This is a genomic window from Bacillus sp. FSL W8-0770, from assembly GCF_038008705.1.
Lineage (GTDB): Bacteria > Bacillota > Bacilli > Bacillales > Bacillaceae_G > Bacillus_A > Bacillus_A cereus.
Map to the genome: position 1 here is coordinate 4,370,999 of NZ_JBBOZR010000001.1, position 22,099 is coordinate 4,393,097.

The window sequence follows — 22,099 nt, forward strand, 5'->3', positions numbered from 1 at the left end:
ATTTACCCCCCGCTTTAATTATGCGTTTTTGATTATCGCTACATCCATGTTTTTAATAAGTTCATTAGCGAACTCAGAACATTTCACTTCTGTTGCACCTTCCATTAAGCGTGCGAAATCATAAGTTACTACTTTTGAAGCAATTGTTTTCTCAACAGAAGCAGTTACTAATTTCGCAGCTTCGTTCCATCCTAAGTGTTCTAATAATAATACACCTGAAAGAAGAACAGAAGATGGGTTTACTTTATCTAAACCTGCATATTTTGGAGCTGTACCGTGTGTAGCTTCAAAGATAGCATGTCCAGTCACATAGTTAATGTTTGCACCAGGTGCAATACCAATTCCACCTACTTGTGCAGCAAGTGCATCAGAGATATAGTCACCATTTAAGTTCATTGTTGCAACAACATCGAACTCACGTGGACGAGTTAAAATTTGTTGTAAGAAGATGTCTGCAATAGAATCTTTTACGATGATTTTTCCAGCCACTTCAGCGTCTGCCATCGCTTTATTCGCTGCATCTTTACCATCTTTTTCAACAATACGATCGTATTCAGCCCAAGTAAATACTTTGTCGCCGAATTCTTGTTCCGCTACTTCGTAACCCCAGTTTTTGAAAGCACCTTCTGTAAATTTCATAATGTTTCCTTTATGAACTAATGTAACAGAAGAGCGTTTTTCGTTAATTGCATATTGAATTGCAGCACGAACAAGACGCTTTGTCCCTTCTTCTGAAATCGGCTTAATACCAATACCAGATGTTTCTGGGAAGCGGATTTTATTAACACCCATTGCTTCTTTTAAGAAAGCAAGAACTTTTTCTGCTTCTGGAGATCCTTGTGCATATTCAATTCCAGCATAAATGTCTTCTGTATTTTCACGGAAAATAACCATATCAGTATCTTCCGGACGTTTTACAGGTGAAGGAACACCTTCAAAATAACGAACTGGACGTAGACATACATATAAATCTAATTCTTGACGAAGTGCTACGTTTAGAGAACGAATACCACCGCCAACTGGAGTTGTAAGTGGACCTTTAATCGCGATTAAATATTCACGAATTAAGTTTAAAGTTTCTTCTGGTAACCACTCGCCTGTTTGGTTGAATGCTTTTTCCCCTGCAAGCACTTCTTTCCAAACGATTTTCTTCTCACCATCATAAGCTTTTTCAACTGCTGCTTCTAGTACGCGAGATGCAGCTGCCCAAATATCAGGACCAATTCCATCTCCCTCGATAAATGGAATAATCGGATTGTTTGGTACATTCATAACACCATTAGTTACAGTAATTTTTTCACCTGTCGTCAATGTGATAACCCCCATGTTTGAAATTTCATATGTATGAAACTGAGGGAATAACCCCTCAGTTCAAACCGTTAGTCAAATTAAAATATTCTAATCATTACATCTTTCCGAAAAAATCAGACTTTTGAAAGCGTATTTTCACTATCAAAATAGTGTTATTCGCTTATCGTTGTGCAATTGGAACATACACTTGATGCGTTGGTCCATTATAATCAGCACGCGGACGAATTAAACGGTTGTTTTCATATTGTTCTAGAATATGAGCTAACCAGCCTGACATACGGCTAATTGCAAAAATAGGTGTAAATAAGTCATGGTCAATTCCTAAACAATGGTATACAGAAGCTGAATAGAAATCAACATTTGGTGGAAGACCTTTTTCTTTTGTTACAATGTCTTCAATTTTGATAGACATATTATACCATTTCTCTTCTCCTAAAAGCACGCATAATCTCTTAGACATTTCACGTAAGTGTTTTGCACGTGGATCACCCTGCTCATACACACGGTGGCCAAAGCCCATGATTTTCACTTTATTTTGAAGAGCATTATGAATATATGACTCTACATTTTCTTCTTCACCAATCTCAGTTAACATCTTCATTACATTTTCATTTGCCCCACCGTGAAGAGGACCTTTTAATGCACCGATTGCTGCTGTAATACCAGAATATACATCTGAAAGTGTAGCTACGCAAACACGTGCAGTAAATGTAGAAGCGTTTAACTCATGATCTGCATGAAGTACAAGCGCCTTATCAAAAGCTTCAATTTCAACTTCATTTGGCTCGCGATCATTTAACATGTACAAGAAGTTTGCAGCTAATGATAAATCCTTTCTTGGCTCAACAATATCTAAACCTTTACGGATTCTCGCGTAAGCAGCAACTAAAGTTCCGACTTGCGCCTGTAATTTAACCGCTTTCAAATAATTGGACTTTTCATCCATAATTTCAGCGCTCTCATCGTATAATGATAGCATGGAAATTGCAGTTCGTAAAACAGACATCGGATGTGCAATTTTTAAATCTACTTGTTTCAAATATGTTAAAATCTCACCTGGAACTTTATAGTATTCTGATACAATTTCATTAAATTCCGCTAGTTCTTTTTCATTAGGAAGCTTGCGGTGCCATAATAAGTACACTACTTCTTCAAACGTAGCATTCTCAGCTAAATCATCAATATTATACCCAACATAAGTTAATGTATCATCAATAATAGAGCTCACAGATGATGTTGTTGCTACTACCCCTTCTAAACCTCGAATAACAGTCATGACATTCTCTCCTTTTCCTGAAAATTCTCCCAACCTTGCTCCTTATATCTATTTGCTCCCCTTTTGAATTATGAACGCCCGTTCACTCTTTAGGCAAGCAAAATGCACGATCATGCAAATTTGTTGCGATGTTCCCCTCTTATTGTCCATTGTTTACATGGAAAGCATGAGCGTGAATGTCTCCCCGAATCCTCACGCTCAAAACAACAAGTTAGTGAGGAAAATACATTCCGAAGAGTTTTATGATAAAAACAACATAAAACAATATCATTATAAAATTGTTTTATGTTGTTTTTATTTTATCTGGTGTAAAGTCTCTGCTGTTATGTAACTTTTCAAAGTTTCTAATCCTATTATAAACAATTATCTGACTTTTGTGAACAGAAAGAATTCAAAAATTTTATATTACTATAAAATTCCTTATTTAAACATTTGTATAATACTCATAACCGCATAGGCAATTCCAGCCCCAATTAACGGACCAACAGCAACCCCATTAAATAGCGCAACCGCTATAATTGTCCCAAAAACAAGCGCAGTTGTAATGTGAGGATCCGTCGTCAACAATTGTACGCCGCCTTTCGCTAACAAAGCGACCGCTACACCTGAAGCTAAAGCAATCCACGCATAATAAGATTTCGCCGCTTCTCCAAGTTGTTTAAAACCTATTTCTCCTGTCGCAATCGGTACGAGCACCGCTATTGTAATGACCGTTACACCTAGGTTAATTCCTTTCGTTTGTAAATAAGGAAAGACCTTATCTCCTAAAAACGTAAACTTCAATAAAAATAACACACCAATAGCTACAGTAAGCGATTGGTTTTTAGCAATAAGTCCTATAATAAGTAGTATGAATAAAAATAACGTTGACTGACTAATCATGTTTGCACTTCCTTTCTGAAAATAATGAACTCATTTCCAAACAAAAATACCTTTAAACCTATCGTTATACATGCTATATCGATGCCTATTCAACATGAATCACTTCATTTTTTATGTATTTTAAAATGACAAACTGAGACTTTCACCAAAAAAAATTAAGCATGTATACATTTTTGAAAACAGTCGTCTCTTCTTTCTTTTCTAATAAGAAACAGGTAAAATAAAAAGAAGAGAAAATGAAGTTTTTACCATATAGTAGAAGCATCAACACCAAGCTTTCACAGTCACTCACATACTGAAAAAGCAGGAAAAATCCATCATTCCACTATAACATAAAGTGAAACTTTAATCAGTGGGGCATTTTCCACTGATTATTAGCCTTCACCAATCGGGCTTTTACGGGCAGTTTATCTCCAGCTAACTCCTTTGATCCAGCCGCACTTCGGGTAGGAGATTTACTTGCCCGCAAATAGCGGGGTAAAGTGAAACTTTAATCAGTGGGGCACACTCGTTATAAGTTGAACGAATTAGGATAATCCAAATTGGAATGGGAGGTATACATCTTTGAACCGAAACTTACTATATATGATATTGCGACTCATATTTGTCATTGTAGCAACGGTAGCTGGATTCTATGTATTACTATACATGTCAGGGCTTATCTATCCTTTTATTATCGCTTTTGCATTTGCTTATTTGATTAATCCTGTCGTCAATTTCCTTAATCAAAAACTACAATTTCCTCGCGCACTAGCAGTACTCGTTAGCTTAATTCTCGTATTTGGAGCTATCGTTGGACTTGTTACATATCTTGTGACTGAAGCAATATCTGCCACAACATACTTACTACAACTTGTTACAGTAAAGTTTCCAGATATCGTTACATTCGCTCAGCAATTTGCACTTAATCATATTATGCCTCTCTACGATGATTTAATCTCTAAATTTAATCATCTTGGAGAACCACAGCGCTATACAATTACACAAAACATTCAAAACTTAGGAACAGAAGCAACAACACAAATGAAAGAACTTTTAACCGCCATTATAAGCGGGTTAACGAATTTCATTAGTGCACTGCCAACAACTTTAACTGTCCTTGTATTCATTTTATTAGCCACTTTCTTCATTAGTTACGATTGGCACCGTCTTGCTCAGAAAGCAAGAAAATTGCTACCGAATCGTGTACATGGCTATGGAAAAACTATTTTTGTCGACTTAAGAAAAGCTTTGTTTGGTTTTGTGAAAGCACAACTTACACTCGTATCTATGACAACCGTCATTGTACTAATCGGACTTTTAATATTACGCGTACCATACGCCATTACTATTGCGATTATTACAGGAGTTGTAGATTTACTACCATACTTAGGAACAGGCGCAGTCTTCGTTCCATGGGTTATATACGTATTTTTCACTGGCGATACCGCATTCGCCATTGGTCTTCTCATTTTATACATCGTCGTGATTGTCCAAAGACAAATTATGGAGCCGAAAGTACTTTCATCTAACATCGGTCTCGATCCATTAGCAACACTCGTCGCTCTATTTGTCGGCTTTAAACTTTTTGGCTTTTTAGGATTAATCATCGGCCCAGTCACCTTAGTACTACTTAATACATTACACAAAGCTAATGTCTTCCATGACTTGTGGAAATATATTAAAGGTTCACCTTCAAAATAATAGTTTCTAATTCATACACAACAAAAAACTTACATGTAATCAGTGGGAATTTCCCACTGATTATTCCTTGTACTTATTTTTCATACTCATTACATAAAACAAGAGAATTGCACTCAAAAAAGATAATTCTCTTGTTTTTTCGCATGAAAAACGCATATTTCGTGGTGATTTTACATATTTATTCTATTTATTTCATAATTATCATTTACATTTATTACTTTTTATGCAAATGAATAAATATACAAAAATAGCATAAAACAAGACTTCAACTAACAATCTCCGCCTTTTATATGAATTTTTTACACCAATCGTTCCTTTATATAAGAAAGCAAAACTTTAATTTAGCAGCGTTTCCCTCCATCTTATTCATCTAAATTAATAGCACTAAAAAATCACAAGTTTAATCGAAGCACAACAAGAGTTCAAATGAAAATTATATAGCAAATATAATGAGCAGACGTTTTGTTCATCCCCGCTCATCATTCGCCCCACATCAGACACTTACGAGCAGCCCAATTTCAAGATAGAAATCCCCCCACAAATAGCGTGGTAAAACAAAGCTTCAATCAGAAAGTTCCTCTCCTCTTACAAGACAAAAAATAGCACTTAGATTTCTACAATCTAAGTGCTATTTCTGAATAATAATAGTAGAGTTCTTTCTAAATTTCCATTCCATCCACTTCATAACAAGCGGCTTCAATAAAGCTCTCGTAATAGGGATCACGCAGATAAACCCTAGCACATCTGTCACATACCCAGGAAGCACCAAGAGAATACCTCCTACAAATACAAAAATACCATCTAGTACCGCCTCACCTGGCATTTCCCCTCTATTCAACTTAGATTGAATCTCTCCAAGCACTTTAAACCCTTGTCTTTTCGCCAAATACACACCTACAACACCTGTAAATACAATCATAGCGAACGTAGACCATAAACCTATTACATGACTCGATCCAATTAAGACCGTAATCTCAATCGCTGGTATTAAAATAAACAAGAATAGCAACCACTTCATAGTTCTACACCTCTCTCACATCTCACTTTTAACACCCTCACAACGCCTATATACATCATATGAAATATAGATATCCTTTCATATTAAAACCCATAACAAACAGCTTTTAAAAGCAATTCTAGGCGCTTTAAGCTAATTCTATCTCGTTTTTGTGTAAAAAAAAGAGAAGGACTCCGATCCTTCTCTCCGTATTACTTATAGCACTTCCGCATGTCCATTATAAACAATTCCGCGTGCTGCATCAACTGTTACTTCTTGGCCATTTTTTAAAGTTGCTGTTACGCCGTTTACACCAACGATAACAGGAATACCGATTGATACGCCTACAACAGCTGCATGGCTTGTTAAGCCACCTTCTTCTACAACTAAAGCCGCAGCTTTTTCGATTGCAGGAATCATATCTTTATCAGTGCTTGTTGTAACAAGGATATCACCTTCGTTTACGTTCGCTACAGCTTCAGCAGCTGTTTTTGCTACAACTACTTTACCTTTTGCAGCTTTACGACCGATTCCTTGTCCTTTAGCAATTTCTTCACCAACAACGTGGATTTTCATTAAGTTTGTTGTACCAGTTTCAGCAACTGGAACACCCGCAGTAATCACTACAGTATCTCCAAGTCCGATTAGACCTGCATCCATACCTGTTTGAATTGCTGTATCTAACATTTCGTCAGTTGAAGCTGCGCGCTTCTCAGCCATAAATGCTTGTACACCCCAAACAAGTGCAAGACGACGTCCTACTTGCTCGTCAGATGTTACAGCTACGATTGGAGATTTTGGACGGTATTTAGAGATCATTTTCGCAGTATATCCACTTTCTGTTGGAGCTACGATTGCAGCTACATCAAGAGCAAGTGCTGTATGCGCAACAGATTGGCTAATTGCATCTGTAATTGTTGGAGTGAACTCTTTAATACGTTTTTTGAACATATCTTCATATTGTAATGATTTTTCAACACGTACCGCAATGTTAGCCATCATTGTTACCGCTTCTACTGGGTATTGTCCAGCAGCTGTTTCACCTGAAAGCATGATTGCATCTGTACCATCGAAGATTGCGTTAGCTACGTCACTTGCTTCCGCACGAGTTGGACGTGGGTTACGTTGCATAGAATCTAACATTTGTGTTGCAGTAATAACTGGTTTACCTAACACGTTACATTTTTTAATTAGACGTTTTTGTACTAACGGTACTTCTTCTGGTGGAATTTCTACACCCATGTCACCACGAGCTACCATTAAACCGTCAGAAACTTCTAAGATTGAATCGATGTTGTCGATACCTTCTTGGTTTTCGATTTTTGGTACGATTTGGATGTATTGAGCGTTATGCTCTTCTAATAATTCACGGATTTCTAATACGTCAGACGCTTTACGTACGAATGAAGCTGCAATGAAATCAACTTTTTGCTCGATACCAAAGATGATATCTTTTACGTCTTTTTCAGTGATACCAGGAAGCTTAATGCTTACGTTTGGTACGTTAACACCTTTTTTATTTTTTACAGTTCCGCTGTTAAGAACTTTTGTACGGATGTTTCCGTCAGCTTTTTCGATTACTTCTAGTTCGATAAGACCGTCATCGATTAGAATACGAGAACCTGGGTCTACATCGTCATAAAGACCAGCATAAGATACAGAGAACTTCTCTGCAGTACCTAATACTTGCTCAGTAGAAAGAACTACTTCTGCACCTGTTACAAGCTCAGCTTGTCCGTCTACGAAGTCGTGAGTACGGATTTCTGGACCTTTTGTATCAAGTAAGATACCAACTGTTTTACCAGTTTTCTTTGAAGCTTCACGAATGTTTTTAATACGAGCTCCGTGCTCTTCATGGCTACCATGAGAGAAGTTTAAACGAGCAACGTTCATACCTGCTTCGATTAATTGCTCTAATTTTTCAATACTTTCACTAGCAGGACCTATAGTACATACAATTTTAGTTTTACGCATATTGCACCTCCGAAAATTATGAAACCGTTCCCAAATATCTGACATTACGCCGATTAGATGGATAATTCTTTAGATAATTGATACATATCTTTATCGATTGTATGCTTTTGAGCTAACGCTTCGATAATATCATGATCAACAAGTTTGTTATCTTGAATACCTACACAACGTCCACCTTTACCAGCAATTAACAATTCAACTGCTCTTGCGCCAAGACGACTTGCTAATACACGGTCTTGTGCACTTGGTGATCCACCACGTTGTACGTGACCTAATACAGTTACACGAGTATCAAAGTTTGTTGCTTCTTCAATGTGCTTACCGATGTCAATTGCACTTCCAACACCTTCAGCTACAACGATAATACTGTGTTTTTTACCACGTTCACTACCACGCTTCAGACGAGCGATAACATCATCCATGTCATACTCTTCTTCTGGAATTAAGATTGTTTCCGCACCATCAGCTAAACCAGCCCATAATGCGATATCACCAGCATGACGTCCCATTACTTCGATAACATATGTACGTTCATGAGATGTAGCTGTGTCACGAATTTTATCAATTGCATCAATAACAGTGTTTAAAGCTGTATCGAAACCAATTGTGAAATCTGTTCCAGGGATATCATTGTCGATTGTACCTGGTACACCAACACATGGGAATCCTTGTTCAGTTAATTTTTTAGCGCCTTGGTAAGAACCATCTCCACCAATAACAACAAGTCCTTCGATACCGTGTTTTTTTAATTGCTCGATACCTTTTAGTCGTACTTCTGGATCTTTAAACTCAGGACATCTTGCTGTATATAATTTCGTACCACCGCGGTGGATAATATCGCCAACAGAACCAAGTTCTAATTTTTCAATGTGACCAGAAATTAATCCAGCGTATCCATGGTAAATACCATATACTTCAATATCATGGAAAATCGCTTTACGAACAACTGCACGAATGGCAGCATTCATACCAGGTGAATCTCCACCACTTGTTAATACACCAATACGTTTCATTTGTACTCACCTCATAAAGATTATTTGCCTTATAATAAAATAACACGAAAAAATATAAAAATACAATGGAGAAGATGTGTCTTTTCATAATAAAAACGTGCATTCGCGAAGTGGAACGCACGCTTTTCTTATTTTATCCAAATGGAAGCGTTTGAAAACGAAACTTGCCCAATTTTCATATATTTTTCATAACGTTTTTCGATTAATTCATCTTTCGAAATTCCGTTTAATTGTTCAAAAGTTTTTCGAATCATTAAGTCTATATTTTCTGACTGTTTCAAAATATTACGGTGAGCTCCGCCTCTTGCTTCTGGAATAATTTCGTCAATTACACCTAATTCTTTCAAATCTGCTGCTGTAATTTTCATTGCCTCTGCAGCTTCCTTTGCTTTTCCTGCATCTTTCCAAAGAATTGCCGCTGCACCCTCTGGTGTAATAACAGAATAAGTGGAATTTTCTAGCATATGAATGTAATCTCCTACTCCAAGACCTAGCGCACCACCACTACCGCCTTCACCGATAACGATACAAATAACTGGTACCGTTAAACCTGCCATCTCAAATAGGTTGCGGGCAATAGCTTCACTTTGTCCACGTTCTTCAGCTGCTTTACCAGGATAAGCTCCCTTCGTATCGATGAAACAAATAATAGGACGATTAAACTTTTCCGCTTGTTTCATGAGACGCAGTGCTTTTCGATATCCTTCTGGATGAGGCATTCCAAAGTTACGGCGAATATTTTCTTTCGTATCTTTTCCGCGCTGATGCCCAATTACAGTTACAGGCATCCCTTTATATTTCGCAATGCCGCCGACAATCGCTGCATCATCGCCAAATAGACGATCTCCATGACATTCGAAAAAATCAGTAAATAAGTGCTCAATATAATCGAGCGTTGTCGGTCGTTCTGCATGACGAGCAATTTGAACACGGTCCCATACTTTTAGATTGCCGTATATATCTTCCTCTAAATTTTCTAGCTTTTCTTCCAAAATACGAATCTCCTCACTGAAGTCCATCTGGCTGTTTTTCGTATAGTCTTTCAGTTCACGAATCTTATTTCTTAGCTCAACAACTGGTTTTTCAAATTCTAGCTCTGCCATACAGCCATTTCCCCTCCTTGATGAACTTCTAAAATCTTGCGAAGCGATTCTCTCATATCATCACGATGCACCACCGCATCTAATTGACCATGATCTAGTAAGAATTCTGCCGTTTGGAAATCTTCCGGTAGTTTCTCACGCACCGTTTGTTCAATTACACGTCTACCAGCAAATCCGATAAGTGCACCTGGTTCTGCAAGATTATAATCACCAAGTGAAGCGAAACTCGCTGAAACCCCGCCCGTCGTTGGGTGAGTCATAACAGAAATAAATAATCCTCCTGCATTACTATGCTTTTTCAAAGCTACGCTTGTTTTTGCCATTTGCATTAAACTTAATATCCCTTCTTGCATACGGGCACCACCCGAAGCAGTAAAGATAATAAATGGAACTTGTAAGTCGTACGCCTTTTCAACCGCACGGGCGATTTTTTCTCCTACTACAGAGCCCATGCTCCCCATTCGAAAACGAGAATCCATTACTGCAACAACAACAAGCATGTCATCAATTGTTCCTTCACCAGTTACAACCGCTTCGTTCAATTCAGTCTTCTTACGATCGCTCTCTAGTTTCTCTTCATAACCTGGAAACTCGAGTGGATTTAATGAAACCATTTCTTTGTCATACTCACGGAATGACCCTTCGTCCAATATACTATTAAGACGTTCCCATGCATTCATAGGATGATGATATCCACAATTCACACATACTTTTAAATTTTTTAGAAGTTCTTTCGTATACATGATTTTTTTACATTCCGGACATTTTGTCATAACGCCATCTGGCACATCTTTTCGTACTTGTTCTGAAGGTATTGCAGCGTACTTTTTCTTTTTCACGAATAAATCTCTTAGCACAATTTGACCCCCTTCGTTGAGAGCTAAGGTTAGCGTAAGAAGAAAATGGGGCTAACACCAAAGTTTGATGTTAGCCTTATCTTCTCAATCTGTCTAATAACCTCACTCTTTACGTTTAACTTTAACCGCTAAGCGGTAGAATGTTTGTCATAACGTGTCATGGTCATTTCGACAAATTTTATACATTACGAGTGAAACTGTATATTCTCTACTAATTCATCGTAAATTTTTAGTGCATCATTTTCTTGTTTTTCTTCCAAAGTAGCGTAAAGCTTTCTATACATATCGATAGAATCTCTTGAAACTTTACAAGAAAGCGTTGATACGTAATCATTTACGATCATCCAAATGCGATATAGTAAATAATTATCGACTTGTTCAATAAGTGTTTTAAAGAACGTTTGATGAAGCATTGGAATTGAGTTTTCGTTTCCTTCAAGCACTTGATGTAATTTACTTAGCACTTTAGAAAACGTTTCTTTCGGTAAATTACATACAATTCGAATCATATCTTTCTCAAGTAATCGTTTCGTTTGTAATAAATCACGAATTGTTTTCTCATCTTGCAATAAGAACGGAGCAATTAATTGTACAAGACCGTTATCATAAAAGTTTCGAATAAACGTCCCTTCACCACGTCTCGTTTCAATCAATCCTACCAGTTCTAAAGCACGCAATGCTTCTCTTACAGAGGAACGTCCTACGTTTAAGCGTGAACTTAACTCACGCTCAGACGGCAAACGATCCCCCGCCACCAATCCATCCTCTTCCATAATGGAACGGATTTTTTTTACAATTTCGAGATATACTTTTGTATTTGATGATGTCAATGGAAATTCCTCGCTTATTCTTTACCAATCAGCGCTAATTGTTTTGTTTTTTCAGCGATCTCATTTGGATCTACTTGACGGCGAGCTACTCCTGTCTCCATTGCTGCTTTTGCAACGTAAGCCGCTACTTGAGGCGCTACACGCGCGTCAAATGGTGCCGGAATGATATAGTCTGCATTTAACTCATCTTCTGCTACAAGCTCAGCAATAGCCTGTACAGCTGCCATCTTCATTTCTTCGTTAATTTGTGTCGCATGTACGTCAAGTGCACCGCGGAAAATACCAGGGAACGCCAATACATTATTTACTTGGTTCGGGAAGTCAGAACGACCTGTTCCAACAACAGCTGCGCCCGCTGCTTTTGCCAATTCTGGCATAATTTCTGGAACTGGATTCGCCATTGCAAAAATAATCGCATTGTCATTCATTGTACGAACCATCTCTTCTGTTAATGCACCTTCTGCAGATACACCAATGAATACGTCCGCACCTTGTACAACATCAGCTAAAGAACCTTCTATACGATTCTTATTTGTATATTTTGCAACTTCATCCTTCACCGGATTCATACCTGTAGGACGACCATCATAGATTGCGCCTTTACGGTCACACATAATAATGTCGCGTACACCATAGCGATATAAAAGTTTAATAATTGCAATACCTGCTGCACCTGCGCCATTTGCGACAACTTTAATGTCAGACATTTTCTTTCCAACTAATTTCAGTGCATTTACAAGACCTGCTACTGTTACGATAGCTGTTCCGTGTTGATCATCATGGAAGATAGGAATATTTGTTTCTTTTTTCAAACGCTCTTCAATAATGAAGCAGTTTGGTGCTGCGATATCTTCTAAGTTAACGCCGCCAAAAGTTGGCTCCATTAATTTTACAGTTTCAACAATTTTATCTACATCGTTTGTATTTAAGGCAATTGGGAATGCATCTACACCAGCAAAGCTCTTGAATAATACAGCTTTACCTTCCATTACTGGAAGAGATGCTTCAGGTCCAATGTTACCAAGACCAAGTACAGCTGTTCCATCTGTCACAACTGCTACCATATTTCCCTTCATCGTATATTCATATACCTTACTTTTATCGTCATAAATTTCTTTACAAGGTTCTGCAACCCCTGGAGAATATGCAAGACTTAAATCTTTTGCATTTTCTACTTTTACTTTTGATACAGTTTCTAATTTTCCTTGATGCACTTTATGCATGTGAAGTGCTTCTTCACGAAGTGTTGACAAACTATCCACTCTCCTCAAATTATTCTTGCTGATATCAATTTCTCCAAGTGGTCTGACCACGAACACTACTACTATAATAATCGAAGTGTAGGGAAATTGTCCATTATATTTTCACAACTACATTTTCTTCCCCGACAATTTCACGAAGTGCTCCTAAACATTCTTCACTTGGATGAATCGATAAACTCCGAGATAATTGTACCATTTTATGTTCCTTTTCATAATAAATTAGTACTTTCGCAAAACCTGAATAGTCGAACAATATTTTCGTAACCCGATTTAAAAGCTTTTTCTCATACTGAGATGGCAATTTCACGTAAACAGATGCGTCTTTCTTTTCTTCATAAACATCCATTTCCTCTAGCGGATATAGTCCATTTACAATCCATTGCAGCTTATGATTTCTTAGCTCAATCGTACCGTCAACTAAAACAATTGCTCCTTCTTGCAACTTATCCGAGAAATGTATATACGTTTCCGGGAAGAGGACCGCTTCCATTTCATCATTTTGATCACAGAATGTAATAAATGCCATCTTTTGAAACTTTTTCGTACGAATCACTCTAACACTTGTTATATACACAATAGCTCTTTGTACTTTTTTCTTGTGTCGCATCGCCTGAGCGAGAGATGGAATTTCTAATTCTTTTGCTAACTTCACATATTGCGCTGTCGGATAACTTGATAAATAAAAGCCAAGTACTTCCTTCTCTTTATTTAGTTGTTCAATAAAAGATAGCTCTTCTCCTTGTACATATTTTGATTTTGGAACAGCATCTCCTAAATCACGTGCGAGATTCGCGTACTCTAACGCCCCTTTAATACTTTTCCATAAATTCGTTCTCGAAACACCAAAATCATCAAAACATCCCGACCAGACGAAAGCTTCTAAATTACGCTCCGTTACGAACTTTGACGGCATACGGAGACAAAATTCAAATAAATCTTCGAACATTTTTTTCTCTCGTTCTTCTAATAATGCCGTCACTGTAGCCATTCCAATATTTCGGATCGAAAGTAAACTGTAACGTATCGCATTCCCTTCTATTTGGAAGTTATAACCACTTCTCTGAAGAGACGGCGGCAAAACGTGAAAACCTTTCCGGTTCGTTTCTCGTATATACTGTACAATCTTATCTTCATTTCCAATTGCACTTGATAATAATGCCGTCATAAATTCCAGCGTATAGTTCGCTTTCAAATAGGCAAGCTGATATCCAATCATACTGTAAGCTACAGCGTGACTTCGGTTAAAACCGTAATTCGCAAATCTTACAATTAAATCATAAATTTTTTCAGCAGACGTCTCATCATAACCATTTTGCAAACATCCTTGGACAAAATGCTTACGTTCCTGATCTAAAATATCACGATTTTTTTTACTCACCGCACGGCGCAGTAAATCTGCTTCTCCAAGCGAAAACCCAGCTAACTTCGATGCAATTTGCATAATTTGTTCTTGGTATACAATGACGCCGTATGTTCTTTCTAAAATTGACTTTAAATCCGGATGTAAATATTCGATTTTTCTTTTTCCATGTTTCGATTCAATAAAAGTCGGTATCTGTTCCATCGGTCCTGGTCTGTATAACGAGTTAACAGCTACGATATCTTCAAACTCATTCGGTTTTAACCCGCGAAGTACATTTCGCATACCACCTGACTCAAGCTGGAATACACCTGTTGTATCCCCTCTCCCTAATAATTGGAATGTCTTTTCATCTTGAAGAGGTAAGTTTCTTATATCGATTTCTTTCCCTGTTTTGTTCGCGATAAATTTTATAATATTTTCAAGTAACGTTAAATTACGTAATCCTAAAAAGTCCATCTTAAGCAACCCAAGTTCTTCTAGCGCATCGGCTGGATATTGCGTAACATAAACATCGTTATGTCCTTCTTGAATTGCTACACTGCCTGTTAGCGGTTCTTGACTCATAATAACACCAGCCGCATGAATAGACGTATGACGTGGTAAACCTTCTACACGTTTTGCGATTTCAAACACACGCTCATGCAGAAGATTCCCTTGTATAAACTCACGAAGTGATTGTGATTCTTCATATGCATCTTTTAACGTTATACCAAGCTTTGATGGGATAAGTTTTGAAAATATATCAATATCTCGCGGCGGAAGCCCCATTACGCGGGCAATGTCTCTAATTGCCGCTTTTGCTGCAAGCGTACCAAATGTTACAATTTGCGCAACACGGAGCTGACCGTATTTATCTTTCACATAGCGAATCATCTCATCACGTCTTACGTCTGGAAAATCAATATCAATATCGGGAAGCGTCACACGTTCAGGATTTAAAAACCTTTCAAATAATAGATCGTATTCAATTGGATCAATATCTGTAATTTCTAATACGTATGAAACGAGTGAACCAGCTGCCGATCCACGACCTGGTCCTGTTAGAATATGATTTTCATGTGCATACTTCATAAAATCCCATACGATGAGGAAATAATCACTAAATCCCATACGAGAAATAACATTTAATTCATGATTCAAACGCTTTATATGCACTTCTTTCGGTTCACCATATCGTTTCCGCAAACCTTCTTCACAAACACGACGCAAGTATATATCACTCGTTTCATTAGACGGAACAGGAAACTTCGGAAGTTGATTTACATGGAACGGTATTTCTACTTGGCAACGCTCTGCAATTTTTATTGTATTTTGGATTGCTTCCGGCGCATGGGAAAATAGTGCTTCCATTTCATCCGATGACTTTAAATAATACTGATCTGTTTTCAGCCTCGGCCTATCTGGATCAGTCATTTTCGTTCCACTTTCAACAGATAGTAAACATTCGTGAACAAGCGCGTCACTTTGATTGATATAGCGCACATCGTTTGTTGCAACGACTGGCATATTAACCCTACTAATAAATTCAGGTAGTTTCTCTTGTAAAAGCAACTCATCTTGAATCGCATGATGCTGCAAACTCATATAAAAATGGCCGAACATATTTTGATACGTGCGAGCTACTTCTTCAGCCTGACTCTCATTGTCCTCTAGTAATAATTGCTCAATTTCGCCATCTTTACCTGGTGAAATAGCAATTAATCCTTTCGCATAATGCGCAAGCCACTTCTTAGGAATACCTTCTTTGGACTTTGTCATAATACTGCTAGAAATCTTTAATAAATTTTGGTAGCCTATTTCATTCTCAGCAAGTAATACAAGCGGATAAGACCTTTCTTCTTCTTCACTAAAAATAGAAGCGGTTAATCCAATAACAGGCTGTATACCATGTTTCTTACATGCTTTATAAAACGGAATAACACCATACATAACATTTTCATCCGTAATAGCTAGCGATGAAAAACCAAGTTCTTTCGCCCTGACTACAAGCTCATCAATTTTACAAGCACTTTTTAATAAACTAAAAACGGTTTGACATTGTAAATGCACAAACTTCACTGTTGTACCCTCTCTTTACCTATTTGACTACTTTTATTATAGGTGATGAGGAAAGCGGAAATCAAAACATACTTCTTATACTTTGTCCATATATATGAAGAAGAAAGGGGAATGACGATGGATGTAAGAGAACATACTTTTTTCTCTCTGCTTATTATTAGTTATTTTATTGCCTTTGGGGTTATACTTGGCGGTTCATTAATTGGTGGATTTGGTGCGTTTCTTATTGGAAAACCAGCTCTAACTTACATTAATCAATTCGCCCAAAATTTAAGAATTTGGGCACTCGTTGCAGCAATCGGCGGAACATTCGATACCTTTTATAGCTTTGAAAGAAGTTTCTTTGGCGGAGATATGAAAGATATCGTAAAACAAATTCTCCTTATTTTTTTCGCAACTGGTGGTATGCAAACAGGTCTCATTATTATTAAATGGCTAACGCAGGAACATGTATGAGAGTACCAAGTGCTAATACAGCAAAAAGATGGTACTTAGTATTAGCTGGGGCTGCTGTTGGAGGCGTTTTGAGCTGGTTTATTTTTTTGTACATATACGGTGTTTTTCAAGAAGAACAAGCTAGTAAAATAGCAGAACAAAGAGAAATTATAGAAAAACAAGAAGCAAAGCTCCACGTCCTTCTCGAAGATCAAGAAAAATTGAACACTGAAAATAAACGGCTCTTAACCATTCAAGAGATTAAAATAAAACTTATCAATCGAGAAAAATACGATTTAGACAATCTCACACTCGAAAATATGACTACATCTATCCATAATGATCTCCAACATCTTTTAACGAAAAACATTCAAAGTATCGCAAAAAATAAAGACCTACTTAAAAAGGTAATCGAAAATAAAACGTACAAACATTACGATCGGCTATACCGTTTTAAAGTCGATACAATATCTTTTGATACAGTGCTTGAAATTAGCATTACTATAGAGAAAGAAAAATAAAGAAGGAGGGCTTTAGCGCCGCTCCTTCTTTTCGTTCTAACATATAGTCTCTTATTTACAAATCTCACGTAAATCAGCAAAAAGACGATCCGCTTCTTCCCAAGAAAATGCCTTCGCACCAGAAGCCATCGGATGCCCCCCGCCGTTATATTGCATTGCTAATTTGTTTATAACTGGTCCTTTTGAACGAAGACGAACACGAATTACGTCGTCTTCCTCTAAAAATAGAACCCACGCCTTTAATCCATCAATATTGCCAAGCGCTCCAACAACACCAGATGCTTCAGAAGGAAGTACATCAAACTCTTCTAATACTTCTTTCGTTAATTTAATGTAAGCTGCTCCTTCTTCTACCATCGTAAAGTTTTGTAAAATATAACCGTTTAAACGAGCAATTTTTTCTTTTGTCTTATACATTTCATTGTATAAATCTGTGAATTTCACACCCATATCAACAAGCTCACTTACGTAACGAAGTGTTTTTGCTGTCGTATTTGGGAATAAGAAACGACCTGTATCTCCAACAATTCCTGCTAAAATAAGGCGAGCTGCTTCTTTTGTTATTTTTAATCCTTTATCTTTTCCATAGTTATAAAACTCATAAATCATCTCACTTGTAGAACTCGCTGTCGTATCTACCCACGTAATATCTCCATATGGATCTTCATTTGGATGATGATCAATTTTAATTAACATCTTCCCTTTTGTATAGCGTTGATCGTCAACACGTTCTTGATTCGCAGTATCACAAACAATAACAAGCGCATTTTCGTATACACTATCTTCAATATCATCCATTACTCGTAAGTATGCTAGTGACGGTTCATTGTACCCAACCGTATAAATATTTTTCTCTGGAAACGATTCTTGTAGAATTGTACCAAGACCACCCTGTGAACCTAACGCATCTGGATCCGGACGCACGTGGCGATGAATAATAATTGTATCAAACTCTTTAATTGCTTCTAAAATTTGCTCATGCATATGTATAATCTCCTTTTTAATCAACTTCTTCACTTTATCCTCCATTATAACGGAAAGTATTTCATACATGCGAACAATTGCTTTATAATAAAAGTTAGAAAGTTTAGATATTTCTTTTTCTTTTCTATTATTTTTCACAAAGCGATGGGAGTGTTCATTATGCCAGTATTAGTCTTCTGTATTATCGTCTCATTTATGTTGTACCTCTTTTACAAAACAAAATACTTTCGTACAAACCGCCCAATGGAGAAAGGTTGGCTCTCAGGAAAATCCGCAATGGCACTCGGTTCATTCGTTTTATTTTTCGGGATAAACCAATTCTTTTTAGAACTTTCAACCGCTCGTATTATCGTTGGTGTTTTATTCGTTCTATTTGGTAGTGCAAGTGTATTTAACGGGTTTCGCCAATACAAACATTTCTTGCCATTAGCAGTTAAAGAAGCCGAAGTCTATGAAGCAACATAAAAAAGCATCAATATTGTGATGCTTTTTTACGTCCCTTAACTTTCAAAATCATATATGCAACAAACGCAGATGGTATATTAAATGGGTTACCTTGTACATGAAAATGTAGTTGTTCTTCTCCAAAAGACATTTTTTCATATAGCTCTCGCTGAGATAATCCTGTCTTTTCCTTTTTTTCATGTAAACCTTGTAAATATAAATATTGGATCGGTATCATTACAAGAAAGTAAAATAGTGCGATACTACCAAAAAAGAGTACGGCTGACGACATAATGCATACCACCTTTCAGAAATCCATTTTCTTACAATATAATCATAACACAATATACAACCAAATTGAATTACTATTCTGTCTTTTCTTACGTTACGTTACTTTTCCACTCCACTCCACTCCATACATATTTCACTAAAACTCCCATCTAAAATCATGCCTTTCAAATTTAAAACAACAAAAAAAGATGGAACAAATCAAAACGATTTGTTCCATCTTTTTATTTATCGATTAACTGCACCATAAGTAATGCCTTTCCAACAACATTACCTTCATGATGCACCTCTACATCGACCTTACCAAATTTACGCCCAATTTCTAATACTTTCGGATGAACAGATACAACATTGTCAATTTGAACCGGCTTTACGAAATAAATCGTTAAGTTTTCAACAATTAAATCGCTTTTCTTTTGCGCACGAATGACGCGATTTGTCGCTTCTGTCACAATTGTTGCAAATACACCGTACGATAACGTCCCGATTGAGTTCGTCATTTGCGGCGTCACCGAAAATTGATATAGATGCTCATTCTTCGCTTCTTTTGGTGTCATAAATTGATTCGTTACAATATCATCAATGGTTTCTCCAACTTGTGGCTGACGTTGAATCATTTGCAGTGCCTGAAGTACATCTTGACGGCTAATAATACCTTGCAGTTTGTTTCCTTCCTCAACGACAGGAAGTAATTCAATTCCTTCCCACACCATCATACGTGCCGCAGCTGCGACAGACATTTTACCGTTCACTGTAATTGGGTGCTTTGTCATTACTTTATCAATTGGTGTTTCTTTCGCTACTCCGATCATATCTTTTGAAGTTACGATTCCTAGCACTTTGTTACTTTCATCGACAATTGGATATCTTCCATGCATCGTCTCTTCGTTATATGCATGCCATTGCTGTACTGTATCACTCGGCTTTAAATATAACGTTTCTTCAATTGGCGTTAAAATATCTTCAACGAGTACAATTTCTTTCTTAATAAGCTGATCGTAAATCGCACGATTAATTAACGTTGCGACCGTAAATGTATCGTAGCTACTTGAAATAATCGGCAGCTTTAATTCGTCTGCTAATTTCTTCACATGATCTTCCGTATCAAATCCGCCCGTAATTAATACAGCGGCTCCAGTTTCTAATGCTAATTGATGTGCATTCGTACGGTTACCAATAATGAGTAAATTTCCAGCTTCTGTATAGCGCATCATCGCTTCTAATTTCATAGCTCCGATTACGAATTTATTTAATGTTTTATGTAGTCCTTCTCTGCCCCCAAGTACTTGACCATCGACAATGTTAACGACTTCTGCATATGTCAGTTTTTCGATATTTTCTTTCTTCTTCTGTTCAATTCGAATTGTTCCGACACGTTCAATTGTACTAACATATCCTTTATTTTCTGCATCTTTAATTGCACGGTAAGCTGTCCCTTCACTTACACTCAAATCTTTCGCGATTTGTCTTACAGAAATTTTATGGCCTACTGGCAGGCTATTAATATGTTCTAAAATTTGGTTATGCTTGGTAGCCAAATGGTTTCACCATACTTTCTTTTCCCTAAATTCTTCATGTGTTGTACTTTTAGTATACTATATTTTCAAAACTGTTACACTCTCTCTTTGCATACCTGTACTATTTTTTTTATAACAAAATGTCTCTTGCATTCCACCATTCATTCTATTACAACAATGTAATGCTATTGTCATCTCATTCGATAGTTCGTACACTTAATTACTTATACAATTAAGACAAGAAATAAAACAAAGGAGCGAACACATGATGAAAAAATTTTTAGAGGTTGTAGGTGCTGTATTTTTAGCTTTCGTAGATGGGAAAAAAGTTGCAATGGAATTGAATGAAACACCTGAACAACCACGTACCAAAAGAAAAGAATCACCAAAACAAATACAAGCATTAAAAGCTGTCCTACACACATAAAAAACCCTTCACTTTTCTTTTTCAAATGAAGGGTTTCTTTTCTATAGTGTAATACTTTCTCCAGCTTCTAATACTTTCCCTGTACAATTTTGTAGCTTTTCTACAAATTGATATGGATCTTGTTCAATAACTGGGAACGTATTATAATGCATCGGTACAACAGTTTTCGCATTAATCCATTTTGCCGCTAGTACAGCATCTTCTGGTCCCATTGTGAAATTATCACCAATTGGTAAAAATGCTAGATCAACTTTATTTAATTCCCCAATTAACTTCATATCAGAGAATAGTGCAGTATCTCCTGCGTGGTATACAGTTTTCTCTTCTGCTGTAAATAAAATACCTGCTGGCATACCTGTATATGTAATCGTCTTATTTGCTTCATCAATATAACTAGAGCCGTGGAATGCTTGTGTAAACTTCACTTTTCCGAAGTCAAATTCATGTGAACCACCAATATGCATCGGGTGTGTATTTACACCTTGCCAACTTAAAAATGTTGCTAGTTCAAATGGCGCTACAACAACTGCATTATTTTTCTTCGCAAGTTCTACTGTATCTCCAACATGATCACCGTGTCCATGCGATAAAAGGATTGCATCCACTTTTACATCTTCAGCTTTTAAATCTGTTTTCGGATTACCTGTTAAAAACGGGTCAATTAAAATAACTTTTTCATTCGCCTCAATTTTCACAACTGAATGTCCATGATAAGATACTTTCATTATTACATTCCTCCCCTATTCACATTCTCACTTTTTATTCTACATGATTTTTCAATCCCCTGTCTTTTCTAACATCTATTTACTTGTCATAACGCTTTCTTCCGAGTTAAAGTTATATTTGTAATTAAATATCTCGGGGGTGCCAATCG

General features: G+C 37.0%; 20 protein-coding genes. 5 read left to right on the plus strand and 15 right to left on the minus strand.

Annotation, left to right across the window (positions count from 1 at the left end; all coding sequences use genetic code 11):
• Positions 1-18 precede the first annotated feature (18 nt).
• The 3 genes from icd to NST27_RS22490 form a co-directional block, all read right to left on the minus strand.
• Positions 19-1,311 carry an NADP-dependent isocitrate dehydrogenase gene (gene icd / locus NST27_RS22480; protein ID WP_000206898.1) on the minus strand — a complete coding sequence of 431 codons (1,293 nt, stop codon included), beginning with the start codon at positions 1,309-1,311 and terminating at the stop codon, positions 19-21.
• 160 nt (positions 1,312-1,471) lie between these two features.
• Entirely contained in the window at positions 1,472-2,620 is a 1,149-nt protein-coding gene (gene citZ / locus NST27_RS22485; RefSeq protein WP_000503652.1) for a citrate synthase, read from the minus strand.
• Between the two features lie 387 nt (positions 2,621-3,007).
• A complete protein-coding gene (locus NST27_RS22490) occupies positions 3,008-3,469 on the minus strand; it encodes a DUF441 domain-containing protein (RefSeq protein ID WP_000625507.1) in 462 nt (153 codons plus the stop codon).
• Between the two features lie 564 nt (positions 3,470-4,033).
• Between NST27_RS22490 and ytvI the strand changes: the two genes are divergently transcribed.
• Positions 4,034-5,152 (plus strand): sporulation integral membrane protein YtvI, encoded by a 1,119-nt coding sequence (ytvI, locus tag NST27_RS22495; RefSeq protein WP_001081388.1) that lies wholly within the window; start codon positions 4,034-4,036, stop codon positions 5,150-5,152.
• Between the two features lie 628 nt (positions 5,153-5,780).
• Here the strand turns inward: ytvI and NST27_RS22500 are convergent.
• From NST27_RS22500 to dnaE, 8 genes are all read right to left on the minus strand, one after another.
• Positions 5,781-6,170, minus strand: coding sequence for an FxsA family protein (locus tag NST27_RS22500; protein WP_000871631.1), 390 nt, complete (start codon positions 6,168-6,170; stop codon positions 5,781-5,783).
• Between the two features lie 195 nt (positions 6,171-6,365).
• The gene (gene pyk, locus NST27_RS22505) at positions 6,366-8,123 is read right to left on the minus strand and encodes a pyruvate kinase (protein ID WP_001232673.1); all 1,758 of its coding nucleotides are present in this window, start codon (positions 8,121-8,123) and stop codon (positions 6,366-6,368) included.
• Between the two features lie 53 nt (positions 8,124-8,176).
• Positions 8,177-9,136 (minus strand): 6-phosphofructokinase, encoded by a 960-nt coding sequence (gene pfkA / locus NST27_RS22510; RefSeq protein WP_000821157.1) that lies wholly within the window; start codon positions 9,134-9,136, stop codon positions 8,177-8,179.
• A 128-nt stretch (positions 9,137-9,264) separates the two neighbouring features.
• Positions 9,265-10,239 carry an acetyl-CoA carboxylase carboxyl transferase subunit alpha gene (accA, locus tag NST27_RS22515; protein ID WP_000818804.1) on the minus strand — a complete coding sequence of 325 codons (975 nt, stop codon included), beginning with the start codon at positions 10,237-10,239 and terminating at the stop codon, positions 9,265-9,267.
• Complete coding sequence (gene accD / locus NST27_RS22520; protein WP_000942859.1) at positions 10,227-11,096, minus strand: acetyl-CoA carboxylase, carboxyltransferase subunit beta; 870 nt, start codon at positions 11,094-11,096, stop codon at positions 10,227-10,229. The genes accA and accD overlap by 13 nt, the downstream gene beginning before the upstream one ends.
• Before the next feature lie 185 nt (positions 11,097-11,281).
• Positions 11,282-11,926, minus strand: a complete 645-nt coding sequence (locus NST27_RS22525) for a FadR/GntR family transcriptional regulator (protein WP_000204439.1) — start codon at positions 11,924-11,926, stop codon at positions 11,282-11,284.
• 14 nt (positions 11,927-11,940) lie between these two features.
• Positions 11,941-13,149 (minus strand): NAD(P)-dependent malic enzyme, encoded by a 1,209-nt coding sequence (locus NST27_RS22530; RefSeq protein ID WP_161114790.1) that lies wholly within the window; start codon positions 13,147-13,149, stop codon positions 11,941-11,943.
• A gap of 133 nt (positions 13,150-13,282) precedes the next feature.
• Positions 13,283-16,609 (minus strand): DNA polymerase III subunit alpha, encoded by a 3,327-nt coding sequence (gene dnaE, locus NST27_RS22535; protein ID WP_047386944.1) that lies wholly within the window; start codon positions 16,607-16,609, stop codon positions 13,283-13,285.
• Positions 16,610-16,651: 42 nt separating this feature from the next.
• Here dnaE and NST27_RS22540 point away from each other — a divergent pair, with 42 nt between their 5' ends.
• Both NST27_RS22540 and ytrI read left to right on the plus strand, forming a co-directional pair.
• Positions 16,652-17,065 (plus strand): YtrH family sporulation protein, encoded by a 414-nt coding sequence (locus tag NST27_RS22540; protein ID WP_002005839.1) that lies wholly within the window; start codon positions 16,652-16,654, stop codon positions 17,063-17,065.
• Positions 17,062-17,565, plus strand: coding sequence for a sporulation membrane protein YtrI (gene ytrI, locus NST27_RS22545; RefSeq protein ID WP_001265736.1), 504 nt, complete (start codon positions 17,062-17,064; stop codon positions 17,563-17,565). The genes NST27_RS22540 and ytrI overlap by 4 nt, the downstream gene beginning before the upstream one ends.
• A 51-nt stretch (positions 17,566-17,616) precedes the next feature.
• On the opposite strand, the gene NST27_RS22550 is transcribed toward ytrI, so the two are convergent.
• On the minus strand, positions 17,617-18,549 hold the full coding sequence (locus NST27_RS22550) for a DHH family phosphoesterase (RefSeq protein WP_047386947.1): 933 nt from the start codon (positions 18,547-18,549) through the stop codon (positions 17,617-17,619).
• A gap of 159 nt (positions 18,550-18,708) precedes the next feature.
• Between NST27_RS22550 and NST27_RS22555 the strand changes: the two genes are divergently transcribed.
• On the plus strand, positions 18,709-19,014 hold the full coding sequence (locus NST27_RS22555; RefSeq protein WP_001144776.1) for a YtpI family protein: 306 nt from the start codon (positions 18,709-18,711) through the stop codon (positions 19,012-19,014).
• 7 nt (positions 19,015-19,021) lie between these two features.
• On the opposite strand, the gene NST27_RS22560 is transcribed toward NST27_RS22555, so the two are convergent.
• Both NST27_RS22560 and NST27_RS22565 read right to left on the minus strand, forming a co-directional pair.
• A complete protein-coding gene (locus NST27_RS22560; RefSeq protein ID WP_000093045.1) occupies positions 19,022-19,285 on the minus strand; it encodes a DUF3949 domain-containing protein in 264 nt (87 codons plus the stop codon).
• Positions 19,286-19,505: 220 nt separating this feature from the next.
• Positions 19,506-20,819, minus strand: a complete 1,314-nt coding sequence (locus tag NST27_RS22565) for a CBS domain-containing protein (RefSeq protein WP_000201580.1) — start codon at positions 20,817-20,819, stop codon at positions 19,506-19,508.
• A 244-nt stretch (positions 20,820-21,063) separates the two neighbouring features.
• Between NST27_RS22565 and NST27_RS22570 the strand changes: the two genes are divergently transcribed.
• Positions 21,064-21,225, plus strand: a complete 162-nt coding sequence (locus NST27_RS22570) for a hypothetical protein (RefSeq protein ID WP_000976017.1) — start codon at positions 21,064-21,066, stop codon at positions 21,223-21,225.
• Positions 21,226-21,266: 41 nt separating this feature from the next.
• Here NST27_RS22570 and NST27_RS22575 read toward each other — a convergent pair whose 3' ends face one another.
• Positions 21,267-21,950: a metal-dependent hydrolase gene (locus NST27_RS22575; protein ID WP_000868918.1), complete on the minus strand. Its 684-nt coding sequence runs from the start codon at positions 21,948-21,950 to the stop codon at positions 21,267-21,269.
• Between the last annotated feature and the right edge of the window lie 149 nt (positions 21,951-22,099).